We start from the raw sequence: 23726 nt of genomic DNA, 5'->3' as shown, positions 1-23726 counted from the left end.
AGTAGTATTTACTTTCATAGTCGCTGGTAGTATTCTCAAAAACAGCCGGGTAATTACCTATACCCACCTGTGTCTTAAATGTATCCTATACATTCCCCAAAACCTGTCCCGAATCTTTTCTCGGGAGAACACTTCAACGGGAGTAGCATTCTCGTTGGAGATAGCTTGTGCGCCGCAGCGTATAAATATACACATATCCCGGTTTTTGTATCGTGATTGGGGAAATTTTTAGGAGCTGGTGTGAGGACAAAGACAGGAGTCTTTGGGCCAGGGTGTGAGGCTGGTGCCTGTCTCCTTTGCTGCTGAAGCCACCTGTCTGAAGGTAGACAGATCCTCCTGCAGCTGATAGTTCTGGTCGAAGACAAGGACATTCAGGTAGGCTTTCGGCCCGGTAGAATTACCTGATCCATAACTCAGCAAACCGGCTAGTTGCATTGGTTCTGAGCCTGCTGTTGCCCCATCAATTACTACACCTGCAGTATTGTTTGCCAAATTACTGATCAGCTGGGCTAATGCAGAACCCGGTGTTCCAGAGGTATTCGGATCAAGGTATTTTACATACACCTCAGCATCTATCTTGTCCCTAGGTTTCATCCCGATACGCTTCGCTATCAGGACTGGCTTTCAAGCGACTTGGCAAGACCATATGTATAATTCCCCACACCTGTCAGCCCTCATGGAGAAATTTGAGAATCTTAGATTACACATATTAATTATATGCTAGAGTTATATCACATATAGTGGGTAAACTGACTCCAATTCCCATTTACCTTTCCTCAAGCGAGCAAAAACAATATTTCCAGAACCACAATTATTCCCACATCTAAATCTGTAGAAAAACAATACCAATGAAGGTTTATCTTTAATCGTAATTACATTGGAAAAATAAACTCTACCTATCACATTGTCTGTTGGTTCAACCTTACTTTGTAATTTTAAATTTGGAAGATTCAATTCTAATACAGTATTCTTACTCTGTTGATCAAGTAACCTATCTATAAGGATATCCTTTATACCATCGCCGTCAATAATCTCTTCAAGATGTCTACTAATAGATTCTTTATCTCCTTCACTTAACAAAATTGATGTGTCATTAACAGCAATTATTCCTTTACTTAAGTTAGAATCGTATAAATCGTACACTAGTAAAGACTCTCTTAAAACTCCTTTGAGAACCTCTTCTTGTAAATTACCTTCTGCTTGACAAGATAATAAAACAAATACTGTCACAATGGAATTAAATAAACTTATCATTTTATCGAACATTATATTCATGTGCACTTTTATTTATTTCCGCTGCTGATATTCCTGTATTGAACTGTTTATGTATGCTTAATATAACCCTGATGCCATCGGTTGAAAATTTAGTCTTCCCTTTATTATAATACTCATAATAATGGTGGTTCTTGTATTCTCCTACAGCATTCAAACCTGGACGCCCCCTTATGCCTTTGACATAATTATTAGAAAAATGATATGCATGAATAAAAGCCTCATGTGTTAAGGTCTTACCTCGTTCAGCTAAATATTCTCTCATAGTTTGAGTTGCTTCATCTTTTGTCAAAGTCCCATTTTTATAATTATCCAATGCTTTTCTATATGCGTCAACTGGACCTCCATCTTTATTAAGATTTGTATTTATATCTATAATTAGACTTAGTCTACCATCTATTTCCTTTGCATCCGTTTGACCATTAGGGGAACTACTATCCTCTCCCAAAGACTTACCATTGAATGTAAGATCTATACCTGCTGAATGGTACTCTCCATCCTTATCAAAAGTATGCCCCAAAACTGTTTGACCTTTAGCTGCAAATTGGCCAATAAAACCTTTTCCCAATTTAGTGTTAAAGAACGATTTGAATACTTCTGCCAAATCTTTGTTAGAAAGAATGTTACTTACATTTATACTATCTCCATTAACATCGATATAAAATATGGGATTATTTGCCGCATATTGATATGGAGAAAAATTTAAATATTTCTCCGAAAACCTATCCTGCGTAAAAAACTTACCAAGATCTGGCTGGTACATCCTCGCCCCGAAATCATCCCAGCCTGTCAGTTCTTCCCTTTCCTTGCCATTGAATCTGAATTTATTTTTTCAACTCTCTTAATGATTTCACGAAGCAGTCAGATTCTCATTTTAATAATAAAAATAGGTATATGATGAGTCAGATTTCAACTCTTCAAATTCTTTGACGGAAATGCGACTCAAAAGAATATGATCAGAGCCGTTTGATTTTTCGAATATCCCATAAGTATAATAAATAAAGACCTTTTCATTTTCCCATTTAACTAGTGCATTAAAATATTCAACTCCCCCTTGATTTACAACATATCCATCTGATGGGATAGCTTGAATATCTACCTTACCATCAAAAATCAAATATTTGGAATCCTTACATACAATTGTGAGCTCTTTTGTTTGGTCGTTGGACTGAATTATTTTTAAGTCGTATTTCTCAGAACAACAAAATAATATCATCGATAAGCTAAAATTTAATAATAACATATTCCTCATTGATTTAAACCATTTTAAATTTTCCATGCCAGCTTTAATACCTAAACCAGATTGTTTGTCTTCACCATAAAATGGTACTTGTAGACACCCCTTATTTCCTCCTGAGGAACGAATTACTAAATCAGTACCAATCGAAAACAAAGCTCCATTGGATGTATTATGGGATTGGAGAAATTTTTGGCTCCACCACACTCCTCCAAAACCATATCGCCATTTTCTGACTTGTAAAGATAGACCAACCATAAATCGTCCAATTTTAACTTTTCGAAAAATGTAGGAATTAAAACCATCACATCCTCTTTTACTTCTCCCTTAAATGTTTCATATATCTTGAATTGGACTGAATCTGCAGTCAAATCTTTCACCTTGCCAATGAAGATCAATTCAGCAACTTCACTGTTTTCCACGTAGTTTACAATAGGACAGTTTATGGGAAACACCTCAAGTAGAGTGAAGGAAAGTATCAATGTCGAGATTATCTTTTTCATTTCTGTTTATAAAAACCTCTAAAAGCCCATATTCAAAACTTTATTCTTTGGTTTCATTAAATCTATAAATCTATTCACTAAAGACTTTAACACAATCAAACGAGTCTTTCCTAACTATAAATTGATCCATGTATCCTTCTTCTTCAAGAAATTTAGTACCCAATTTATAGTTTATAATCGGTTTGCTTGACATTTTTCTAAAAATATACTTCTTCCCGTTCTCAACACTTCCAAACTCTTCTTATGACTTGAAAACAATTTCCATTTTATTCACAAGTTCCTGTTCACAATCAAGATCCTCCTCTTGTACCGAAACATGAATTTTGTCTGAACAAATGACATACTTTCCAATATTGTAATCCAATACTTCAGCATCTAAATGATACGCATAATCACCCTCTTCTGTGAAATGTAACTCAACATATAAACCATCTTCATGACACGAAGCCCAACTCCCAACCAGCAATTGATTGGATATGACGAGTTTATCTTTGGGTGAACAATTTCCAATTGTCAACAAAATTGAAAGGAAAAACAAATTATTTACCATACCAAATAAAATTTCTGGCTCTTAACCAATAATCATAACCTTGTTTATTGTAATGAATCCAGCCAATTCTGCGAAATGCCATATACTTAGAGTTATCGAAAATACCGATCCTGTGCTGTTTTCTGTGTCATACCTTTCATAACTGCATTATATGGATTTTCACTGAGATCAATTGAACTAAAATCATCTTTACAAATTTCCCGAATGGCATAACGGCTTTTCAGCTCATCTATTCCAGCATGGGGCTATTGATTTCAACCAAATATTTCTATAATTCAAATTTTAAAATAGCACCATTGCATTATAAGCAACATGAAGTCCAATTGCCCAAATCAACCCATTCTTCAATCTAACATAGCTGTATATATAACCAACTATAAATAAATCAACTAAAAAGCAAGACAACAAAGGCAATACACTAACTGTTATCTCAAAATTATTTAGATGAAGGATTACCCAAATAAAAATTGAAGAAAAGAAAAACAGTGTATAATTAACTTCAATCCATTTAGAAATTTCTTTCTGAAAAAAGTGAAATACGAGATAAATACAAATAAAACTAAATAACAACACAATAGTTTCCCAATAAAAATAATGGATATAATCACCCATTTCCAACTCTAACCATCTTCCCACAAACACTTTTAATACCATAGATAAAATAAGAGAAAAAGAAACAATTGCTCTTATTCTATTATATGTTAACATCATCCTAAAAGCCAACTCCTCATATAATGGCTGATACAGAACCACTAATAAAATTGTAAAATAATCAATATTAGAATCTGAAATAATCCTATTCTCAGCACGATATTGAAATCCAAAACTATCTAAAGCCATCTTAAATAAGATATTAGAAACCTCTAGAATCAATAACACACCGATCGACTTAAACATAAGTTTAAATTTTGAAATTAAACTTATGTTTCGAACCAAGTCTACTGGCCTAATAAAATGTCTAACACAATAAAGTGACATATATATATATTTTATCACTTATATAATTTTGGTACAAATGGGATAAAATAAAAAGGCCTTCCTGAAAAACCATCTGGATCCGAAGGTAAAGGTAAAGTGTAAATTCCAGAAGGATCGGTTCTTCCATACTTGTTATTTGCTTGAACCACTTTATCTATAAAGTTAAAAAAAGATCTTATATCTTCACCCATATGTGAATTACTAAAATTCTTCCCTCCTGGAAAATAACTCAACATCCCATTTTGTTGCCCTACATCGTTTCCATCAGAACCAAGAGTAAAGAACCCTCCGGTCTTATTTGAATAAGTTGTATACCCATTTTGCTGCCTTATGACCCTATGAATACCAACTAACTTGCCACTTTTTTCATATTCCCCAGTTGTTTCCCATGGATCATTTTGTAACCTATGTGCCAGATGGTTAAAACCTGCCACCGTCGCACCAACAGCAGCACCCCTCCAAAAACCTCCCCCAGTTAATTCAGCTCCAAGCCCGCCAGCCAATATTGAACCTGCAATTTGCCCAACTGGACCCAATCTATGTGCTGCCGATCCAACAAGAGACCCAATACTTCCAGCCGCAAAAGGGGATAAACTTGGGGTTTGTCCAAAAGCCGAACCAACCATCATGTTTGCCTGCCCATGCATCATGGCTCTCTCGATTTCCCCTGCAAATCCTTGGCTCCCTACAGGTCCCATTCTTGAACCAATTCCAGCTGTTACCACTCCAGAGACAGCTCCCATACCTGCCGATTTGCCAAACTGGTTCCAACTCCAATTGTCAAAACCACCTTTGCTAAATGCTACATTTGCTGTATACCCTGCACCACCAATAGCAGCTGCAATTCCCACTGTGGCCAGAAATGCCAACTCCCCATCCGGATCCACCATCATCACCGAACTACCCTGCATCCCGGCCTCTCACTAAATCTCTCCACAGGAGAGGTTCTTAACGTTCAATCCTCCATCGCCAAATAAGGTGAGATAAACTGATCCTGCGGGTCAGTCCCAAACTACCTGCCCAAAGAGAGGTGTACTGCCAAGTATAGAAATCGAAACGACCTGTATTATTTAATTCTTAGGTCCACCTTATCCTGCAACCTAGCCAATCATTAAATCAATGTGCGTGTGCTTCTGAATTCCGAAGCAGTTCCGTATAAGTCCTTTTCATAAGTTCTGCAATCTCAACATTCTCTGTCCGATACCTTTGATACAGTTCTTCGAAATCCTTTTGGTAATTTTCTGGATGGGGGCCATCAAAGTAAAACACCCAGAATTTTAGTATTTCAGTTTCGGGAAAACCACTCAAAATATCGCAAGCAGCTTTAACCTCTACAGCAAATTTAAACTGAATGCACCTCTGTAAGGCCGAAATTTGATCTGCGTCCCAATTACCGTTTAGCGATAGATTTATCAACTTTTTCAGAATCTCTACCTTTTCAATATAATAAAGGTTAGGCAATAAGATCAAAAAATGATGATCATAAGATAGATATAAATTTCTTCCATCATCAAGTTGATAACTTCTTTCATAAAATTCTTTAAACTCTTCAAAAGAATTCGGAAGTGCTCCAAAAAAGTTATTCTCTTCTTCTTCTGATAAAAGAAAAGTTTGCTTGTTTTCTATCTCAAACAGCATGTAAATTCGCTTATTTACCGACATTGAGTCAATTGACTCTTTTTTTAAAGCAAAACTATTGTTGTTATCTTGGTTATTTCCACAACTCAAAATAGTTACTAGCACTACAAAATAAACTATCTTATGATTCATCGTCCTATTGTATTAAATATATTAAACCTTACATATTTATAGCCAGCATTATCAATAAAATGATGGAGCTCATTCAATTTATAACCGCTATTGTAAGGAGCTTTACCCCCTACATAGTTTGGTTTCCATGCACATCCTGGTAGCAAGCATCCATCAGTGTTACTTGGGTAATTACCTCTATGCATTAATATTCCCCCTCTATTTCCCGATAAATCAGCATTTTGAAGGCTATATTTTCCACCATAACGTTCTCTCCAGTGATTTGTTAAAGAATATTGACCTTCTGGAATTCTCAATCGCGAACCAGCAACACTTGAATTTGGCCCAGGTCTTTCCAAAAAGAATCCCGTCAAATCGTCCGCAGGTACACTAAAGGCAGAAATAGTTGATAAACCTGACTCCCAAAACCTAAATGAATTGATCGTATTGGCGCCATCTACCATAAAGATCTGGATGGATTGAAACGCAGTAGTTGCAATTACTTTAATGAATATGCAAGTTTATGATCTTCTAGGCTATAGTTTTTGTCACATATAAAAGGGTCATAAAACGACATCATTCCGCCAAAAGGTATATACGACGGATATAAAACCAAGCAACTTGATTTAAAACATATTTCGATCATAGAAGTAATAGAAGTAGCTAAATCTGAGTTTCCAGAGGAATATTTGTCAATATAGACATTGATGGAATGTATCTTTTCCAAAGGTCTTATGAAATGTTTCGAAAAATTCAAATCATTATGTTTTAATTCTTCAATTGAATATCTTTCAACGACAATTTTATAATGATCATCATCAATTTGCTTGGATAATAATTTTACACCAAATGTATTATTCTTGGTCAATCGAATAAGTATATATGGCGTCATTTGAATAACCACATGGTTTTGAGTTTCTTCAGAGGATGTGTTTAATTCTATTCTTTCTGAGTACAGACAATAGATTTCTTTACCAATTAAATCTTTTAATAATTCCTTCATAAGTATTTGTCAAAATAAGTCACGCTGTGCATCCAAGGATTCCCGTCAAAATTATTTCTATCATTCAACCAGCACATGTTCAGATGTATATACACTATTGTCCTTTGTGAACACCCATATTTTGATACTATCTTGCTCTACCAAGCAGAAATAGATACTTGGTCTATCTTTAGACATCCAAACCTTAAATCGAGTCTGATTATTTATTTCATATTTAGTTAGTGTATCATCTAAAAAAATTATCTTTTGGAAACTTTGACGTTGGTAAACGATCGATTGAAGAAATTTACCTTTGGAATTTTTCTGTAATTTAAAAAAAGCATATCTGCCCCGCTTGTACTTATACAAAATATTGTTTTCATACTCGCTTGAGAATCTCCATTCAATCAAGCTATCTACACTTTGATTGACTTTTATAGACTCAACAATGTATGCCATTTCCAAAGATTCTTTCGCACGAAGATCACATTGAAATTGTGTTTGACCGAATCCGGCATGTTTTGAAATAAAACAAAACATAAACAAAATAAGAGATAATGCTTTCATTTATTTTTTATCATATAATGTGAAAATAACATTCCATAATTCCTCATGGCCAATTCAGCATTAAGTAGAACTGGGGATGTTATTGGTAAAAAGTAATTAAAATTAAAAACACCAGCCTTCATTAACGCACGAGAAGTTTGGTTTACACATCCATTCCAAACACCATACTTTAAGTTGTGCTTTCCTCCCAAAGACAAACCTTCATTAAGGTTTTTCGTGAATTTTTGTAGCTTAGTAACATTCACATTGTTCAATTTAGTGCTAAATGTTTCTTTCGGGTTATAAGAGGTAATAAAGTTTCTACCTTTTACTGTGTTAGAAAAATATTGGGTTTCCCATTTCAAATTATTAATTTTCCCATCCGGCAAATTACGTAAATGCTCTTTCAAATCTTCCGCAGGACCGACAGAAATATTGATATCCTTTCCCTCCATCCAGCTATGCCCTGCGATTTCTTTTCTTGACTTAACGTTAGCAACTGCACCGTCAAGACCCGCAAATACATCTTGAAGATTCGCCATTGCCCCTAGTGCATAGCCTAAATTTTGCAAAGGAGAATTATTTTTACTAAAAGTATTCACCTTTCCAGTAGACCAATCAACTGAGAAAGCACCAAAGCTTGTTGTTACAGGAGTCTGCCCACCGTTCAAAGCTCTCATACCAATTGAATTAAATGTTGAAGAAAAAGCTAGGGCAGAAGTGTTTGCCATAAAACTTCCACCTGCTGCAATACCTGCTCCAGCAGCACCCGAAACCCCTCCTATCAACGCTCCGCCCGCAATATAACCTGCCATGCCCCATCCTGAGGCGCCATTGGATTTTCCTATTTTATAGCCCGAATAACCTCCTATAGCTGCACCAACTGCTAATGCTAAGAAAACAAACTCACCATCCGGATCCACCATCATTACAGGGTTATTCCCCATAGCCAGGTAAGGCGAGCTAAACTGATCTTGCGGATCCATCCCAAACCACCTGCCTAACGCAGCGTCATACTGTCTGGCATGGAAGTCATACCAGCCAGTGAGTTCTTCGTACCCTTCCCGCAACCTGGCTACTCGCTAAAACAGTCCTCAGGACTGTTTCTTCACGCTCGTCCCTCTTGGAAAAGTTCCTTGGTTATTTTATCACCAGTTCTCACATGATTCCTGGCAATCAGGCCATAGGGAGGGCAAAGACGGGAGTCTTTGAGCCAGGTTGTACGACTGCCTTCTGCTGCACAATATATGACTCTGATGTCATAATTGTAAAATCATCATAACCTGTCCCGAGTCTTTTCTCGGGAGAACGCCTCTGAGCCCTTATTGGAATCATTGGATAGAGCTTGTCCGCCGCGGTGGATAAATATAGAAATATCCCGCCTCATCTGCTACTACCTCCTGAAACAATCTTTCATGGGAGGGCAAGAACGAGAGTTTTTGAGCCAGGATTGAGGGTAGGAAGCCACCTTCTCTTGCCTCCACGGACAGCTGGACAGCTTGTCCCTAGAGTAAAGCGATTCGGGAAACCCTCCATACTTGTAATTCATCTCACTATCGAAGAAAATATAGTTCAGGTAAGCGGGAGGAGCATCTGCTTTGTTGTCTTTTTTGCCGTCAATATTCCTGCAAGTCCTGAATTCCCATCCGACCTGTTTAGCATAGTAGTAGTCATTCCTTTATCCACACCCATGGAAACAGGGACTGCTTCCGCGGTGGCCATCAGGATAGATACAGCAGGGTTGATTTTTGCATCCCCATGAGTTCAAGATTTGAACAAAATGGATTGAGAATTCACTCTTCTGTCTTTGCCAATTTCTACCATATTCCAACAAAATACTAATACTCCCAAATAGACCAATCAGATATCTTGAAACATTAAAGTCATGGGGGTATATTTCTTTATCAGATCTTCATTCAGCTCTAATCCCATCAACTTTGTCCTCGGTTATTTAAGGGTATGTCACCACCCAATTCAAAGCATTTAAATCTTCAACAGTGTAAGTCCTTCTTTCTATGACACTTTGATTAAATCTAATTGAGTCACAGTCAGGAAAATTATCCTTAAAGCTTTCATCAAAGAAATAAAAAACCACGGCTCCTTGATACCCTTTATTTATCTGGTCTTCCCAACAGCTTCTTATTTCAAGATCATAGCTTCCGCCTTCCGGAATAAGCCCTGGAATTTGTTGGCAATTGAGTCCATTATGCTGAATGCCAGATTCTGCTATCCAGACACCTTCATTTGAATTGTTTACAATCTTGATTACACGGTGACAATCATCCTTTTCAATACAAGATTGAGCCATCAAAATCATAAATGCAACTACTAAATTCAATAAATTCATATTCATATCAATTAAGGATTATTGTATCTGATTGTATTATAAATACCTGACGATAAAGGGAATGCGTAATCATACCAGCGAGCCCTTACCCTCAAGCTACTCAATGTTTGTAAATGGCTTTGGTTTCGATAATCCCAATATTGACCTCTTCTTCCAGTTCTATTTGGATCTAGTGGATTTCGGGTAAAATTCCAACCTCTGCCATCATTTGGTTTGTATGCATTCGGTTGTCCTGAATCGCTAGGTGACTCATAAAAACCACGAATGTGCTTATTGAAATACAAAAACGCTTTAAGGTTTGCATCCTGCTCTACAGGATGCAGGTCATGGCTTCCATAAGCATCATTATCAAATAGACTAGGAAGCCCCACTCTCCCTAAGTAAGCCAAGCCCAATGAGCGGCTCTGAAGTACGTGTCCATATTCGTGTTGGAATAGCCAATTATTTTCATCTGCCTGAATAGCCCCACTTCTACCGGTAATATAACTACCAAGTGAAATACCCCCTGGCTGGATACCGGAACTTACTACTGTTGCACCATATTTAAAACGAACCCAATCCACTTGCCCTGTCACATTATGAGCAGCATTATATAGATTTCCTACAAACTGCTGTGGAGCTTCCCACGTAAGTCTTGATCCAATGGCTAGTAGGTTTTTCCCGACACCTAGGTTTTTATCCCATGCAAATTTACCAGCGTCTATCTTTATCCCATTCCATACACCCTCTCCAAAACCTTTAAAAAAACCTCCTATCCCATCTCCTTGTGCTACCCTTGTTATACCTCTAGCAATTCCAGAGATTGGTGATAAAAGTGTGCCAAAAAAGAACTCTCCATCTGGGTCTATATTACTTATTGGATCGTTCCCCATTGCCATGAATGGGCTGTGGTTTGGTCGTAAATCCCCTTTAGGATCTACCCCAAACCATCTCCCAAGGGCAGCGTCATACTGCCTGGCATGGAAGTCGTACCAGCTATTCGTACCCTTCCCGCAACCTGGCTACTCGCTAAAACAGTCCACAGGACTGTTTCTTCACGCTCGTCCCTCTTGGAAAAGATCATTGGCTGTTTTAACGTTATTCCTGGCAATCATACCGTAGGGAGGGGAAAAACGGGAGTCTTTGGACCAGGAGGTGCGGCTGCCTTTTGCTGTACAATATATGAATTGCAAAGTCGCCAGAACCTGTCTCGAACTTGTATACCAACAAATAGACTTGTCTCAGGAGAACGCCTCAAGTTCCGTTATCTACTTTCTGAAACCTATTCATTGGGAAACATCTTTATCCCATCCATTTCATCATTGGGAGGATAAAAGACCTTCCAATCCAAACGCTCTAGGTCTTTATAACTTAGATCATAACGAATCAATATCTTGTAATCCGTCCGGATAGTTTCCCAATCGTACAAAGCCAAAGTATCTGGATGAAAAATAAATATCGACAATGTATCCGATGGTATACCAGAGAATAGATCTCTGCCTTTCATGTTAAAATCTAGGTAAGAAGAGCTATTAGATTTGGAAAGACTAAATGGTGGAGATAAGCTCAAAGGCAAAATTGTATCTGGATAAATCAACCCTTCGGGTTCGTAAATAGTTGTTAAATACTGAATATCATGGCTAGAGTTGTTAATTATCCCAATTGAAATTCTTGGAAACACATCCTCACAACTAAATGACATTGTTAAGAACATAACTATTACAACCATCACCGAAAGAGTATTTTTAATATTTTTCATTTTAATTTTCTTTTAAGGTTTTCTTCTTGGATATCTATTCAATGGAGGTTCAAAATTGGACCAATCTATGCCATAATGTCTGCCGAAATATTTACTTGCAAATCTATTTGCCTGCATCTCATACCATCTTACGCTGTGACTCGTTAAACCATTTCCTATAGGTCGTGAGTTTCCGGCACTAAAGATACTTGGCAATCCCAATGTTGGTAAATAAAGCGGCCCCCAAATTTTACTTTGGAAAGTATGTCCATACTCATGCATAAATAGTGGATCATTCAACATATCAATTTTTTCATCTCTGAGACTGATGTTTATATGGTTACCTATTGAAACTCCCTGTCTTGCATCTCTATTTGTTCCAACAGAAAAGGTCGCCCCTCCTAAATATTTAACTTGATCTACTCCTCCAAAAGTATTTCTTATTTGCGAGTAGCCATGCCCTATTGTGGATTGAGGCAACTCCCAACTAAAGCGGCTAATCCCCTGCCACGTCTGTCCAAAGAAATTTCTGTTTCCATCTAAATAGAAATTGCCTGCAAATTGCTTCCATGAATTGCCTAATTTAGACCAATCCCCCCCTATGATTCCTGCCCCACCCCACCAACTGTACCAACAACAAGAGACGCTCCATATGCAATCCCAGCTCCCTTAAGAACCGTTCCTAAAACCGGGACTCCAAGTCCAGTAACTGCACCAGCAGTGATAACACCTCCAGCAGCAGCACCACTAGCAAACGCTTTTACCCCATCTCCAAAATTTTTAATCTCTCCATTTGCTGCCTGAACGGCAACATTTGTAGTGCCAAATACAACTGCTCCAATAGCTACTATGGCCAAAAACGGCAATTCTCCATCGGGATCGACAAACATTATTGGATCATTCATCATAGACACATAAGGAGAATTGTAAGGCATTACTCCAGCTTTAGGATCTACCCCAAACCATCTTCCAAGGGCAGCGTCATACTGTCTGGCATGGAAGTCATACCAGCTCGTCAGCTCTTCGTAAGTCTTTCCCTGAAAGAGATCATTGGTTGTTTTATCTCCTGTTCTGACGTTATTCCTGGCAATCATACCATAGGGATAGTAATCTATTTGCTGCACAATATATGACTCTGATGTCATAATTGTAAAATCATCAAAGAACGCCTCGGATCCCGTATTGGAATCATTGGAAAGATAAATATAGAAATATCCCGCCTCATTCGCCACTACCTCCTGAGATAATTTTTCATGGGGTTTGGACGTGCCATCTTCTCTGGCTGCCTCCGACATCTGGACGAATCCCCCGTACTTATAGTTCATCTCACTATCGAAGAAAAGATAGTTCAAGTAAGCAGGAGGAGCATCTGCTTTGTTGTCTTTTTTGCTCAAAATACCTGCAAGGCTTCCGCCATCGCACCTTTTGAGTCTAAAAAAAGCAAGTAGGGTTATAAATTATGAATGATCTCTTTACCAAACTTCGTTAAGAAGGGTATATACCCTAGATAATCAATTGCTAAAAAGTACCTTAAAGCTAAATGTCTACATTTCAGATTTTCAAGAGATTATCTAGGTATATAAATTATTTATCAGTATCGGAATATTTCATTTGAAATATATGATGGTGTCTTCTTTTTTGCCTTCTTTTTTGATATTTTTAAGAATCTATTATTTGATGCATTTTCATCTATCTTCCTTATCCCCCCTTTCTTTTTCAAGAAAACTTCATTCTGAATGTTATTCTCAAGATAAAAAATTTTCAAAGTGTCACTTACTTCTAAAAATTCAAACTTTGATTGTTCTATCCACAAATCGTTAGTCCATGAAATGAACTCACCTCTCTGTCCTTTAAAAAAATATAAATCTCCCTTTAACCCATTTTTAGAGTTTATATAGAAATCGCACAAATCCTTATTGGAGGAACATGCAATTGAAAATTGCATAAGTGTTAGTAAAAATACCATTTTTTTCATGAATTTTATTTTATAAAGTTGCTCCAATATTTTATTCTACTTAAGTTATAAGATTTTTGAAAACCTGCATTTAAAACAGCTTCATGTGCCCTTATTTCTAAAATAGCTCGAAACTCTTCATTACTGCTCGCTTTATATAAGATCTTATTCACTTTGCCTAAATGAAGATCCAAAATGTGTTGTTTTTCATGAATTACATTAGCTTCAATTTTAGTTAATGACATTAACTTTTTAGAATTAAATGAATACTTCGAATTTACACCATTCGGAAATTGCCTTGCAGCCTTCGCAATAGAAATGTTATTACCAGTACCTGGCTCAATTGCCTGAGTAGTTCCAAACGCATTCTCAATATTTTCAAAACTATAGTCCATCATTCCACTTTGAAATAATTCATGCTTTAAAACAAAATGCTTAAATGCATCCTTTCGTCCATTCTCTGTCAATCCTCCAAATAAAATATTTCTTTCAAAAACCGAGTTTTTAGCATTTTGATAACCACTAAATCCTCCAGAAATCCCTCCCATTAAACCGCCAATCATAGCTCCTTTTCCAAAGCCAGATCCAAACGAACTCCAACTACCATCCATTAGCACATTTCCAAGACCACTTGAAATCCCAGAACCTGCTGCGGATAAGCCGCCCTTTACCAAAGCTCCCGGAATAACTCCATAAACATTTTTCATTAAAGAAGTGGACAAAACGTCTATCCCTCCAGTAGTGGCTCCTGAAATTGCTCCTATAGCTAACGACTTGCCAAACTGACCCCAATCCCAACTATTTCCGGCAGTCAAGCTGGCAGCGTAGAATAAGGCACTTTGCGTGGCTCCTGCTGCCATAGCTCCGAGAACAAGCCCAGCAAACTCCCCATCCGGATCAACCATCATCACCGGATTATTGCCCATCGCCAAATAAGGTGAGCTAAACTGATCCTGCGGATCTACCCCAAACCATCTTCCAAGGGCAGCGTCATACTGTCTGGCATGGAAGTCATACCAGCTCGTCAGCTCTTCGTAAGTCTTTCCCTGAAAGAGATCATTGGTTGTTTTATCTCCTGTTCTGACGTTATTCCTGGCAATCATACCATAGGGATAGTAATCTATTTGCTGCACAATATATGACTCTGATGTCATAATTGTAAAATCATCAAAGAACGCCTCTGAGCCCTTATTGGAATCGTTGGATAGGTAAATATAGTAATATCCCGGTTCTTCCGCCACTACTTCCTGGGCTAATCTTTCATGCGCTACATTGGAACCATCCTCACGTGCACGGTTGGACATCTGGACGAATCCCCCATATTTATAATTCATCTCCCGATCAAAAAATAGGTAGTTCAAGTAGGCTGGTGGAGCATCTCCTTTTTCTTTTTTTGCCGTCAGTAATCCTGCAAGTCCTGAGTTGCCATCTGTCCTGGCACGCATAGCTGTAGCCATACCTCCATCAACACCCATGGAAACAGGGTCTGCTGCAGTGATGGCCATCAGTACAGACATTACTGCTGGATTCTGCTTGGCCTCACCAAGATCTATGTATTTGCCATAAACCTCCATACGGATCGTATCCCCCGCCATCACAGACACCGACTTGGCAAGGCCGATATTTTCTCCATAACCGCCACTTAGCCTCATCGCATAGGTTGACTCTTCCCCTGATGTATGGTTGAGCATGCCTGCTGCTATTTTGGTGACGTCATCATAGCCGATAAACTGGCTTGATTCCTTATCCATGGATTCAATCTCAAACCCAGCAGAAGAGACAAAAACATCCGGGTCTTCTTGCAGCACCACCCTGGTACTGCCCAGGTGATCGGTCAGGTAGTACTGGTATTTGTTTCCTGCATCTGCCCGTACCCTACCCAATTCATGGTTGATATCCGTCAGTACACCGTTTTCAAAAACCAACTCCCCTACGTATTGTAAGGTTCTGTCGGCAGGACCATTGCTTGTACTATGATAGGACACAGTCATCAAGCCTCCTCCAGCACTGTAGGTGTAGCGGATATTGGCTCCTGTGGAAAGGGTAACCCGTTCAGGTCTGTCCAGTAAGGTATAGGTGATGCCCGTGATCCCCTTGTTCACATCACTAATCAGAAAGCCGTTTTCATTATAAGCATAATCTGTTCCTGATGGGTTGCCATCATCAAAGCCTTCCGCTTTATAGGCTGTGGGGGCTGCATCTGCAACCGCTGTCAACCTGTTGCCACTATAGGTATAGGTTAGGTTATCAATCTGTCGTGCTGTGCCTGATATATCTTTGTTTCTTCTCAATGAAGTAATGTTCCCGTTGCCGCTATAGGCGATGTTGTTTTCCGTATAGAAATCGTTTTTCGACCATTCTGATCCTCCATTCTCCCAATAGGTTGATGCCGTCAGTCTTTTGGGAATATTGTAGGTATAGTTGTAAGCTTGAACAGGTTGTGAACCATAGTGTTTCCATTGGTTGGAGGTAATCATGCCATCCAACCTTGTGTTATTTGATATCCCATTGGGCTTATTATAGTCAAGCTTTTGCCGGAAGACAAGGTCATTGTTGGAGTAGCGATATTCCACCTCGTCCATCCAACCCTGTATGGTGGATTTCGAAACGGTTTTGTAAAGGAAATTTCCCCCATCATTCCTACTGTGGTGTATGACATTGACAGGTTCACCGAGTTCATTGTATTGGTACCAGCTCAATAAAACTTCCGATTCGTTGTTTATCTTATGGTATGTTTTTATCGGCCGCCCGGCATGGTCATAGGTAAACCTTCTCTGAATATTGGTTGTCCCCAAACTATGTGTATAAGTAGTGATATTCTGTTGGATTTCTCCTGAAAAGGCATACTTGCTAGAAGATCTGATTAGACCAGTAGTTCCCATTTGATGAGAAGAAACTGTTTGAATAGGTTGATAATATTGGTCATAATAGGTAACACTATATATCCATTGAACAGAATTACCTTGAGTCCTAGTTTTTGACCCTGTAGCCAAGCCTTTAACATCTAATTCAAATGAATTTGGTGTAACACCAGTAATAGCCTGAAAAATATAACTGGAATTATTATTTGACCATCCACTATTCGTACTGAAAGAATAGTCATCATAATAGGTAATTCCCAAAACCCTTGCGTCTGTGGCATTCGTCGGATAGGAGGAAGTAAGTGTATATCCCCGGGCGGAGGTGTTTCTGGTTTCGAATCTTAAGGCAGGAGAGTTGGCCACCTGAGTTCTGAGTGTGCCAATTGCGGTACTTATTGGGATTGTTCCTGTGATCACCGGTCTGTTGTGGATGTCATATTTGACATAGGTCCATTCATGCGTTGATTTTTCCCGCTGTTCAGCATCCTGAGTCAGTACCGGCCTGTCCCATTTGTCATAGATGGTGTATGTCCACCCGGTACCCGGTGCTTTGCTCCCTATCTGCCTGCCAAATTCATCATATTGGTATTGGAAATGCCAAAGATTCACATGGTCTTCTGAGGGAGTCAGTGTCGCGGAAGATTGGGGAGGAATGACAAAGAGCAGTTCACTATAGTCGTTATAAACATAATAGGTATTGAGCCATGCTGATGCCGTGCTTTGTGTTTGACTAAGGATTGTCCGGCCAGCCATATCGGTATAGGTTCGCGATTTGGTTCCTGATTCATCTGTACTTTCCTGAATAGAAAGACTTCCAGCTGGATAAAAAGAAGATGATCTGGGGAGGTTATTTACGATTCCCCATCTTCTTACAGTACTTGCGGTATTGACTGTAAACCTTCCTGTTGCAAGTTCATTTTGAAAATCATTGCCAACTTTTGTAACCCCCAAGACCCTTTCCAAAGGTGAATCTTCAAATACGGTAGTTGAATATGCCTTGCTATCTCCAGTCACTCCACTTGGGGGACTATTGTAAAATGTGGCCTGTTCTGTAAGGGCATTTGCCCTGAAAGCTCCATTGCTTCCAGTACTCCTATATGGAAGATAGCTTCTGGAAGCCCTGTGCTTACTATCATAATATACTGGCTGTACGATATCTTTTTTGCTGGGGTTTCCCTGGACAATGACCGACTGAAGCCCTCTCCCCAAACCATCCATATAGGAGAAAGAAGTGCTCTTATCATTCGATGTCAGTGCCAATACCTCGTCATCTGTGGTAACCCCATAGGTATAAACCGATTCTTTACGGACAAAATTCTGTCCCTCTGATGGTGCCGCAGCCGTTTGGTTGTCGAGAAGTCTGGCAAAAAAATCCCCTGTCTGGGCAGAATTGACATGAAAACCGGCTTTAAGTGTCAGTGATCCCACTATGAGGTAAGAAGTATTCTCATATTGGCTCTTTTGTTCATTTTCCACGATTTTCGTTTGCTGTGTCAAGGCCGGAATTATCACCCAGACAAAGAGGAAAAGAGTCATTATCAAATTTTTCATATGGATAAAAGTTAATTCATAAATCTTTTTAGTTATTTAGTTGGCACTTGATAAAATGCCAAGACATCATATTGTCTAGGGAATTATATAAACCTGGACAGGTCAAATATTTCACCCACCATCGTTACTGTTTCCCTCAATTATTACCCCTCCACCTGTACAGGATGGGTTGCTTTTGTAATAATTTATCCAACTATTTGCTGTTACGGTATTGTTACAGCTATCTGTAACAGTGCATCTGATTTGATAATTTCCCACTGCACCTCCAAAATTTGGAAACCACGCAGAAGAGGAATTCTGGTTCGACATCGTTATCCAAAAAGAGGAATTTACATTTTTATATTGCCAATGGTAGTTGTATACCCCAAGACAGCCTGTGGCATTTGAGGGTGAAAAGTTGGCATGGAACATTGTTGCGCTGTAAGGTTGGTTGTTGGTTGTAGTACAGGCTCCAAAAAATGGAGGATCCTGTCCGCACACATCAATTTCCTGTGGTCCGTCTGCACATATTGACACCTGCATAGGACTTAAAACCAAAATATTAAGATATTTCGTAAATGGCTCATATTCATTGGTCAACATCACTACCTTCACAGAATATAATCCAGGTGTGGAATATGAAACGGATGTATGAAGTCTATTGTCTTCGTAAACTGTACCATTATCCATATCCCAAACAAATTCAGCATCACCCCCAGTTGGTAAAATCATATCAGATACATCAATCTCGATCATTTGTCCCGGCATAACCTGGGTATTATTTGCATTGATTCTGAAACTGGGCTTTTGGTTTTTATAATGGTAACGATACCTTTCAAGGATATTACCTTCATGATCTCTAACCAATCTCATTCTTCCCAGAAAATCATATTCGAATGACGTGGACCGTCCATTGACATCTGTTTCTTTTGAGACTCCAATTCCAGGCTCATAAATATATGAAGTCTTATGTTCTTGACTTCCAGGGTTGCTTGTAACACTTTCTAAGGTGGTAAAGTTATTGGAGTAGGTATAGGCAGTGGCAATATTACCTCGATCTATTTCTTTTATCAACTTACCATTTGTATTTTCATATTCAGGATAATGTTTCATTAACGCAAAAGAATTTGGCCGCTGGAACTGGCCACTTGAACTTATGGATGTACCAGAAAAACTTGAACTTTTCTTACTAGCCCATTCAGAAGATGGGACTACCCAATTATTATCTGTCCCTTCCATCCTAAATTGGTTTAAAGATGCTCCCAAAAAAACTTCGACTGATCCCCTTTTTAACCAATGCTGCGTCTCAACAATTGTGCTGATGGCATTTTTTGCCCTCAACACCAAAATAGCATAGGTTTCTGCATCCAAATCAGCACTACCAATACAATCTAAAAATTGTTGGTAAAGTAAAAACAACTGGCCAAACCTATTATCCCCTTTAACAATAAATGCTAGCCTATTCATATAATCATTTTCACAATTTGACCTATATGCATAACCATTATTTGTAACATATTTAAGTCTGGTAATATGTTCTTCATTTGGTTCTGCTGAATTATGGAGAGAGGACTCAACCAACTGTAAAGTCACAGGGTCATATTTATATTTCTCTACAGTCTTAATCTTACGTGTGTTTGTACCATCAGTTTGGTCAAAGGCTTCTGTTTCTTTGAACTCGATTACCAACGGTTTGGAAACAATTTCATAATTAAATCTATGTGAAGCAAAATTATTTCCGTTACAAAAAACAGGAATTGATGAATACGCAGACAGGGTTCTTTTAACTGGCAAAGTATAATCATAATGAATGGTTTCAAACAAAATAGCTTTGTCGTTGTTGTCATATATTTCTGTTTTGCGTAGATTCCCTCGTTCCCAAAAATATGGTGTAACCGATGAAAGGAATAATACATCCACCTCATGGTTTTCGTTGGTTCCACCATCTGGTCTAGTATCATAATTTGTATAATGAGATACGGTTTTCCCTTTACCTACTACTTTTTCCACCACCCTGGAATATCCAACATTAACCCCGTTAACATCCAGTAAAGCTATCGGGGAGTGCGAAAAATGCCTAACGATCTGTGAGTTTAAAATAATAGCAGAGATTGGCTTTCTAAACAAAATCCCACTGGAATTGGAACCTGGATCACCAATTAAGTAACTATACTCTTTTGTGATTTCATTACCGTTACCGTCTCCAGTTATCATTTTCGATATTCTTACACCAGGAACCAATGTATTGGAATTGTTTAACCATGCTCTGTTGCCCTCATAAATAAAAGACCTGTATGCACCTCCCCTTTCATTAATCTTTGTCAGCATGTTGGCTTGGGCATTGGTGGCATTAGGCTCCCTAGATGCTCCAGGTTGTCCAAATTCAGGAATAGCTGGCAACCAAGAATTCACTGTATTTGCGTTGTAAAACCCCATGTAATCATAATTTCTAGAATCTCGGCGAGGAAGTTTTGTTGCTAAGTTGTAGTCAAAAGCATACAATGGGTCTGGAGCTTTATCGTAGATATAATCCAGTTTAAGCCGCAAACAATTGGTTTGGCAATTATTGATTGCTCCTGGAGAAGTGAAATAACTATACACTAAATCATATTGGTTAAGAACTTTTCCAAGATGATTTTTAACTGTGATACCTTTTAACGATTTTGCTCCAGGAAGATCTTCCCTAACGTCATTCCAATTGAAAGAAATTGTTCCCCCATGAGCGGAAATATAAGATAAATACCTAGTTTGAACAGTTATAATTGAGCTTTCGTCCCTAATACTTTGTGCACACCAATCGCCATTTTGTGTGAAATAATAATTGGTGTAAGTGTAGTTAGTTTGATCTGTATAGAAAAATTTCATCTCATCTGTTCCATTCAAAGATTTTATGGATTTCAGATACCAAGTAGAAACATAATTTATTTCCGGTACATTACTTTGCACTGATTGGACGGTTGTGGTTTCTATAGATTCATTGGAATAAATGTATCCTTCTTTTCCAAAACTATATTGGTTACCCATCTCATCAATTATGTACCACATATCCTTATAATCACAAATCCCTGATTTTATCTTTAAATTTTGATAGGGATATAGTATCGCCTCACCATTTCGATCCAGGACAAAACTCCCTGATCTTCCCATAAAAGAAAAGAAAAACATATCAGGCTCAGTATCAGAAACATTATGACAGTAACCATTTTGTAGATCATCAGGAGCACCTCTTACAATCCTCGTGATCATCCCTCCTGCGGACAATGACCAACCCAGCCCAACTGATGAGGCTACATCTTGTACCCGATGGCCTGATCCTGCATAATTGAGCGATACAGATGTTTCCAGCTCTCTGCCACTTATCGTACCAAGTGGAATAGACACATTTACAGCCCCAGTATATTGGCTGACGCCTGCATTGGCTTGTCTAAACTGGGCCATTGCATCAGGGGAAGAACCTATAACACCTTGTCCCAAAACAAGATTTACCCAAAAACATCCTATAATTACCAGTAAAACTTTTTTCATAACCTGTTATTATTTTCTATAATTGACGATCCCCATACTTATCTGCCAAGGGGACTGGAATCCTTCTTTTAAAACTTTTCTTTTGTTGATGCTGTACAGAATTGTAGAACGTACCTTGACTTGCCTGATCAGTCCAAACTCTGTCCCCAAACCACCCAGAAATGTATTCATATTTCCGAACCGGGAGTCTCCCATTGAGGCAATTGATTTTCTTCTTTGATATTCCACTTGGAGAAAAAAGGCCTCTTTGATTGTAACCAGTGAATATGTCCTATACCCTTCCCATGAAAAGAGCCTTGAATTCTTTCTTTCCAAATCAACAGCAATGATAGGTCCCAAACCAGCAACCCAACGTTTTTCCAACCTATACCCCAAGCCTGTGTGGAGACTTCCCAACAATGGCTTTATGGAAGTGATATTTCCCGACACCCCTATCTCCCATCTTTGGACAAAAGGATAATCCTTTAGGCTATTTCTTTTGATGCCTTCCCAAGGCTTTCTGGAATCCGGCAAATGGCTATATCCAGACTTAACTTTGTTTATAGACTCCATTCCCTGTCTCAATACTGCCAAATCAGTAAAATGATCCTGCTGGATTTTCTTTAAATCCAGTCTTTCAGTGTCTATTTTCCGCAGCGCTAATCTTTCTTCTTCCAATGTGTTCGTAAAAGCACTTTTGATATCACCGCCTTCTTCCAAACCGCTCAGTTCTTTTGTTGTAGATAGTTTCCCCTCCAGGTTTTCAACCTGCTCTATTTTGATTTCCATAAATACCGAGTCCAACTGATTGGGGTCTATATTCATCATGGTGTCCAGTGTACTTTTATATCCATCAAATTCCCCAATATACCTATCAGCTTTCGTTTTGAATCCATTTGTTGTTTCAGAAACAGATTGATTTCCTTTTGGGACCATCTTGTTTTTCCCAAGATTCCCTTTCAGTATTCTTTGTGGATCCAATTGTTCTGGAAGCCCTTCTGACGCCATTCGAAAGGGAGGGATATCCGGTCTTTCCAATTTCTTGGACAACTTTTCGGCGGGAATATGTTTTTGGACAGATATCTTGTCCTCTGGGATGGTAGTCTTTAAACCACCCCCCTTTGTTTTTTCCAACCAAGCTTGAATGGAATCTCTTTTTGAATTCAATTGGTGTTGCATTGAGTCAAGAGAAACCAAACTATCAACCTTTTGGAGTTGGTTCTTTTGTAGGCTATCCAGCAGGGTTGGTCCCGTCAATGCTCTTGTTTGGGCATTATTATTCCCTGCAAGAAACATCAGGCAAATGGACCATATGACAACGTAGACAGACTTCATTTTAGGATTACCTTAATATTTCTTCAAGTTTCTTTTCCAAAGACTCCAATTTTTCCTTTTGGACCTTCAACATATCGTTTTGTAGAATCAAGCCTTCCCTTTGTTCGATCACATAAAGCGTCAACTCCTCCACCTTCTCCAAAAGCTTCTGGTTCAGCTCCATCATATTGACCCCTTCTTCTTCATATACCTTGGCTGGTTTCAAGCCCGGCAGGTGACCGTTTTCCCCGATAAAGGAGTCCACGGCTTCCAATGGCATCAATTCATAGTCTTTTTCAAAGACATAATCCGGCCAGTTATGGGCTTCCAGTTTTACTTCCTTGGCTCGGATGGTGCCGTTGACTTGAAACTTATAATTTTGGCTTGGACTAATTCCAATCCCCATATTGCCATAGACTTGCAAATCACCATTTTTGCCCAAACGCATCGAATATCTGTTTCCGGCATTCTGTCCTGTACCCCAATAAAAATTCCCGTTTGTATGAAAGCCAAACATCAACTCAGTGGTTTCACCGGGGTTGAATACAATGGCAGAATGACCAGTTGAAATAAATTGTAAAGAATTTCTGAAACCATTGACAGAGGCAATTGGATTTCCCCCTTCCACTGAAATCCCTCCTTTCACATCCAACTTGGAACTGGGAGAAGTTGTACCAATCCC

The 23726-nt window shown here is 38.6% G+C and carries 22 protein-coding genes and 3 pseudogenes; 1 reads left to right on the top strand and 24 read right to left on the bottom strand.

Translation table 11 applies throughout. From position 1 onward, the window contains the following. Positions 1-228: 228 nt before the first annotated feature. The 14 genes and pseudogenes from ACFSKL_RS06985 to ACFSKL_RS23235 form a co-directional block, all read right to left on the bottom strand. Entirely contained in the window at positions 229-594 is a 366-nt protein-coding gene (locus ACFSKL_RS06985; RefSeq protein WP_376884768.1) for a hypothetical protein, read from the bottom strand. A 132-nt stretch (positions 595-726) separates the two neighbouring features. After that, positions 727-1254 (bottom strand): hypothetical protein, encoded by a 528-nt coding sequence (locus tag ACFSKL_RS06980; protein WP_376884765.1) that lies wholly within the window; start codon positions 1252-1254, stop codon positions 727-729. Position 1255: 1 nt separating this feature from the next. After that, positions 1256-2089: pseudogene (locus ACFSKL_RS06975) on the bottom strand (RHS repeat-associated core domain-containing protein); the annotation flags it as partial. Between the two features lie 57 nt (positions 2090-2146). Next, complete coding sequence (locus tag ACFSKL_RS06970) at positions 2147-2665, bottom strand: hypothetical protein (RefSeq protein WP_376884763.1); 519 nt, start codon at positions 2663-2665, stop codon at positions 2147-2149. After that, positions 2641-3012 carry a hypothetical protein gene (locus tag ACFSKL_RS06965; RefSeq protein ID WP_376884761.1) on the bottom strand — a complete coding sequence of 124 codons (372 nt, stop codon included), beginning with the start codon at positions 3010-3012 and terminating at the stop codon, positions 2641-2643. The genes ACFSKL_RS06970 and ACFSKL_RS06965 overlap by 25 nt, the downstream gene beginning before the upstream one ends. 241 nt (positions 3013-3253) lie before the next feature. Then, entirely contained in the window at positions 3254-3562 is a 309-nt protein-coding gene (locus tag ACFSKL_RS06960) for a hypothetical protein (protein WP_376884759.1), read from the bottom strand. Positions 3563-3844: 282 nt separating this feature from the next. Then, a complete protein-coding gene (locus ACFSKL_RS06955; RefSeq protein WP_376884757.1) occupies positions 3845-4459 on the bottom strand; it encodes a CPBP family glutamic-type intramembrane protease in 615 nt (204 codons plus the stop codon). Between the two features lie 95 nt (positions 4460-4554). Continuing rightward, positions 4555-5451, bottom strand: coding sequence for a hypothetical protein (locus ACFSKL_RS06950; protein WP_376884755.1), 897 nt, complete (start codon positions 5449-5451; stop codon positions 4555-4557). Between the two features lie 205 nt (positions 5452-5656). Further along, complete coding sequence (locus ACFSKL_RS06945) at positions 5657-6310, bottom strand: hypothetical protein (protein ID WP_376884753.1); 654 nt, start codon at positions 6308-6310, stop codon at positions 5657-5659. Continuing rightward, on the bottom strand, positions 6307-6753 hold the full coding sequence (locus ACFSKL_RS06940) for a DUF5675 family protein (RefSeq protein WP_376884751.1): 447 nt from the start codon (positions 6751-6753) through the stop codon (positions 6307-6309). The genes ACFSKL_RS06945 and ACFSKL_RS06940 overlap by 4 nt, the downstream gene beginning before the upstream one ends. A gap of 35 nt (positions 6754-6788) precedes the next feature. Beyond that, complete coding sequence (locus ACFSKL_RS06935) at positions 6789-7292, bottom strand: hypothetical protein (protein WP_376884750.1); 504 nt, start codon at positions 7290-7292, stop codon at positions 6789-6791. A gap of 60 nt (positions 7293-7352) precedes the next feature. Then, entirely contained in the window at positions 7353-7838 is a 486-nt protein-coding gene (locus ACFSKL_RS06930; RefSeq protein WP_376884748.1) for a hypothetical protein, read from the bottom strand. Beyond that, positions 7835-8764 (bottom strand): hypothetical protein, encoded by a 930-nt coding sequence (locus tag ACFSKL_RS06925; RefSeq protein ID WP_417281967.1) that lies wholly within the window; start codon positions 8762-8764, stop codon positions 7835-7837. Before ACFSKL_RS06925 ends, ACFSKL_RS06930 begins: the two co-directional genes overlap by 4 nt. A 21-nt stretch (positions 8765-8785) precedes the next feature. Then, a pseudogene (locus ACFSKL_RS23235) lies at positions 8786-8887 on the bottom strand (RHS repeat-associated core domain-containing protein); the annotation flags it as partial. A 287-nt stretch (positions 8888-9174) separates the two neighbouring features. Between ACFSKL_RS23235 and ACFSKL_RS06920 the strand changes: the two are divergent. Then, positions 9175-9579 carry a hypothetical protein gene (locus ACFSKL_RS06920; RefSeq protein ID WP_376884744.1) on the top strand — a complete coding sequence of 135 codons (405 nt, stop codon included), beginning with the start codon at positions 9175-9177 and terminating at the stop codon, positions 9577-9579. Positions 9580-9768: 189 nt separating this feature from the next. Here the strand turns inward: ACFSKL_RS06920 and ACFSKL_RS06915 are convergent, their stop codons facing one another. The 10 genes and pseudogenes from ACFSKL_RS06915 to ACFSKL_RS06870 form a co-directional block, all read right to left on the bottom strand. Beyond that, entirely contained in the window at positions 9769-10170 is a 402-nt protein-coding gene (locus ACFSKL_RS06915) for a hypothetical protein (RefSeq protein WP_376884742.1), read from the bottom strand. Positions 10171-10175: 5 nt separating this feature from the next. After that, positions 10176-11042: a hypothetical protein gene (locus ACFSKL_RS06910; RefSeq protein WP_376884740.1), complete on the bottom strand. Its 867-nt coding sequence runs from the start codon at positions 11040-11042 to the stop codon at positions 10176-10178. A gap of 38 nt (positions 11043-11080) precedes the next feature. After that, complete coding sequence (locus ACFSKL_RS06905) at positions 11081-11227, bottom strand: hypothetical protein (RefSeq protein WP_376884737.1); 147 nt, start codon at positions 11225-11227, stop codon at positions 11081-11083. Between the two features lie 198 nt (positions 11228-11425). Further along, the gene (locus ACFSKL_RS06900; protein ID WP_376884735.1) at positions 11426-11902 is read right to left on the bottom strand and encodes a hypothetical protein; all 477 of its coding nucleotides are present in this window, start codon (positions 11900-11902) and stop codon (positions 11426-11428) included. Between the two features lie 578 nt (positions 11903-12480). Then, entirely contained in the window at positions 12481-13275 is a 795-nt protein-coding gene (locus tag ACFSKL_RS06895) for an RHS repeat-associated core domain-containing protein (RefSeq protein WP_376884733.1), read from the bottom strand. A gap of 197 nt (positions 13276-13472) precedes the next feature. Continuing rightward, complete coding sequence (locus tag ACFSKL_RS06890; protein ID WP_376884731.1) at positions 13473-13856, bottom strand: hypothetical protein; 384 nt, start codon at positions 13854-13856, stop codon at positions 13473-13475. A 5-nt stretch (positions 13857-13861) separates the two neighbouring features. After that, positions 13862-18247 carry a DUF6443 domain-containing protein gene (locus ACFSKL_RS06885; protein WP_376884729.1) on the bottom strand — a complete coding sequence of 1462 codons (4386 nt, stop codon included), beginning with the start codon at positions 18245-18247 and terminating at the stop codon, positions 13862-13864. Positions 18248-18358: 111 nt separating this feature from the next. Further along, positions 18359-21751, bottom strand: a complete 3393-nt coding sequence (locus ACFSKL_RS06880; protein ID WP_376884727.1) for a hypothetical protein — start codon at positions 21749-21751, stop codon at positions 18359-18361. Positions 21752-21760: 9 nt separating this feature from the next. Next, on the bottom strand, positions 21761-23065 hold the full coding sequence (locus ACFSKL_RS06875) for a hypothetical protein (protein WP_376884725.1): 1305 nt from the start codon (positions 23063-23065) through the stop codon (positions 21761-21763). A gap of 7 nt (positions 23066-23072) precedes the next feature. Then, positions 23073-23726 (bottom strand): annotated as a pseudogene (locus ACFSKL_RS06870) (hypothetical protein); the annotation flags it as partial.

This window comes from Belliella marina (genome assembly GCF_042682445.1).
Lineage (GTDB): Bacteria > Bacteroidota > Bacteroidia > Cytophagales > Cyclobacteriaceae > Belliella > Belliella marina.
Note: the sequence above shows the minus strand (reverse complement) of the source record. Positions and strands in the feature narration are given on the sequence as shown.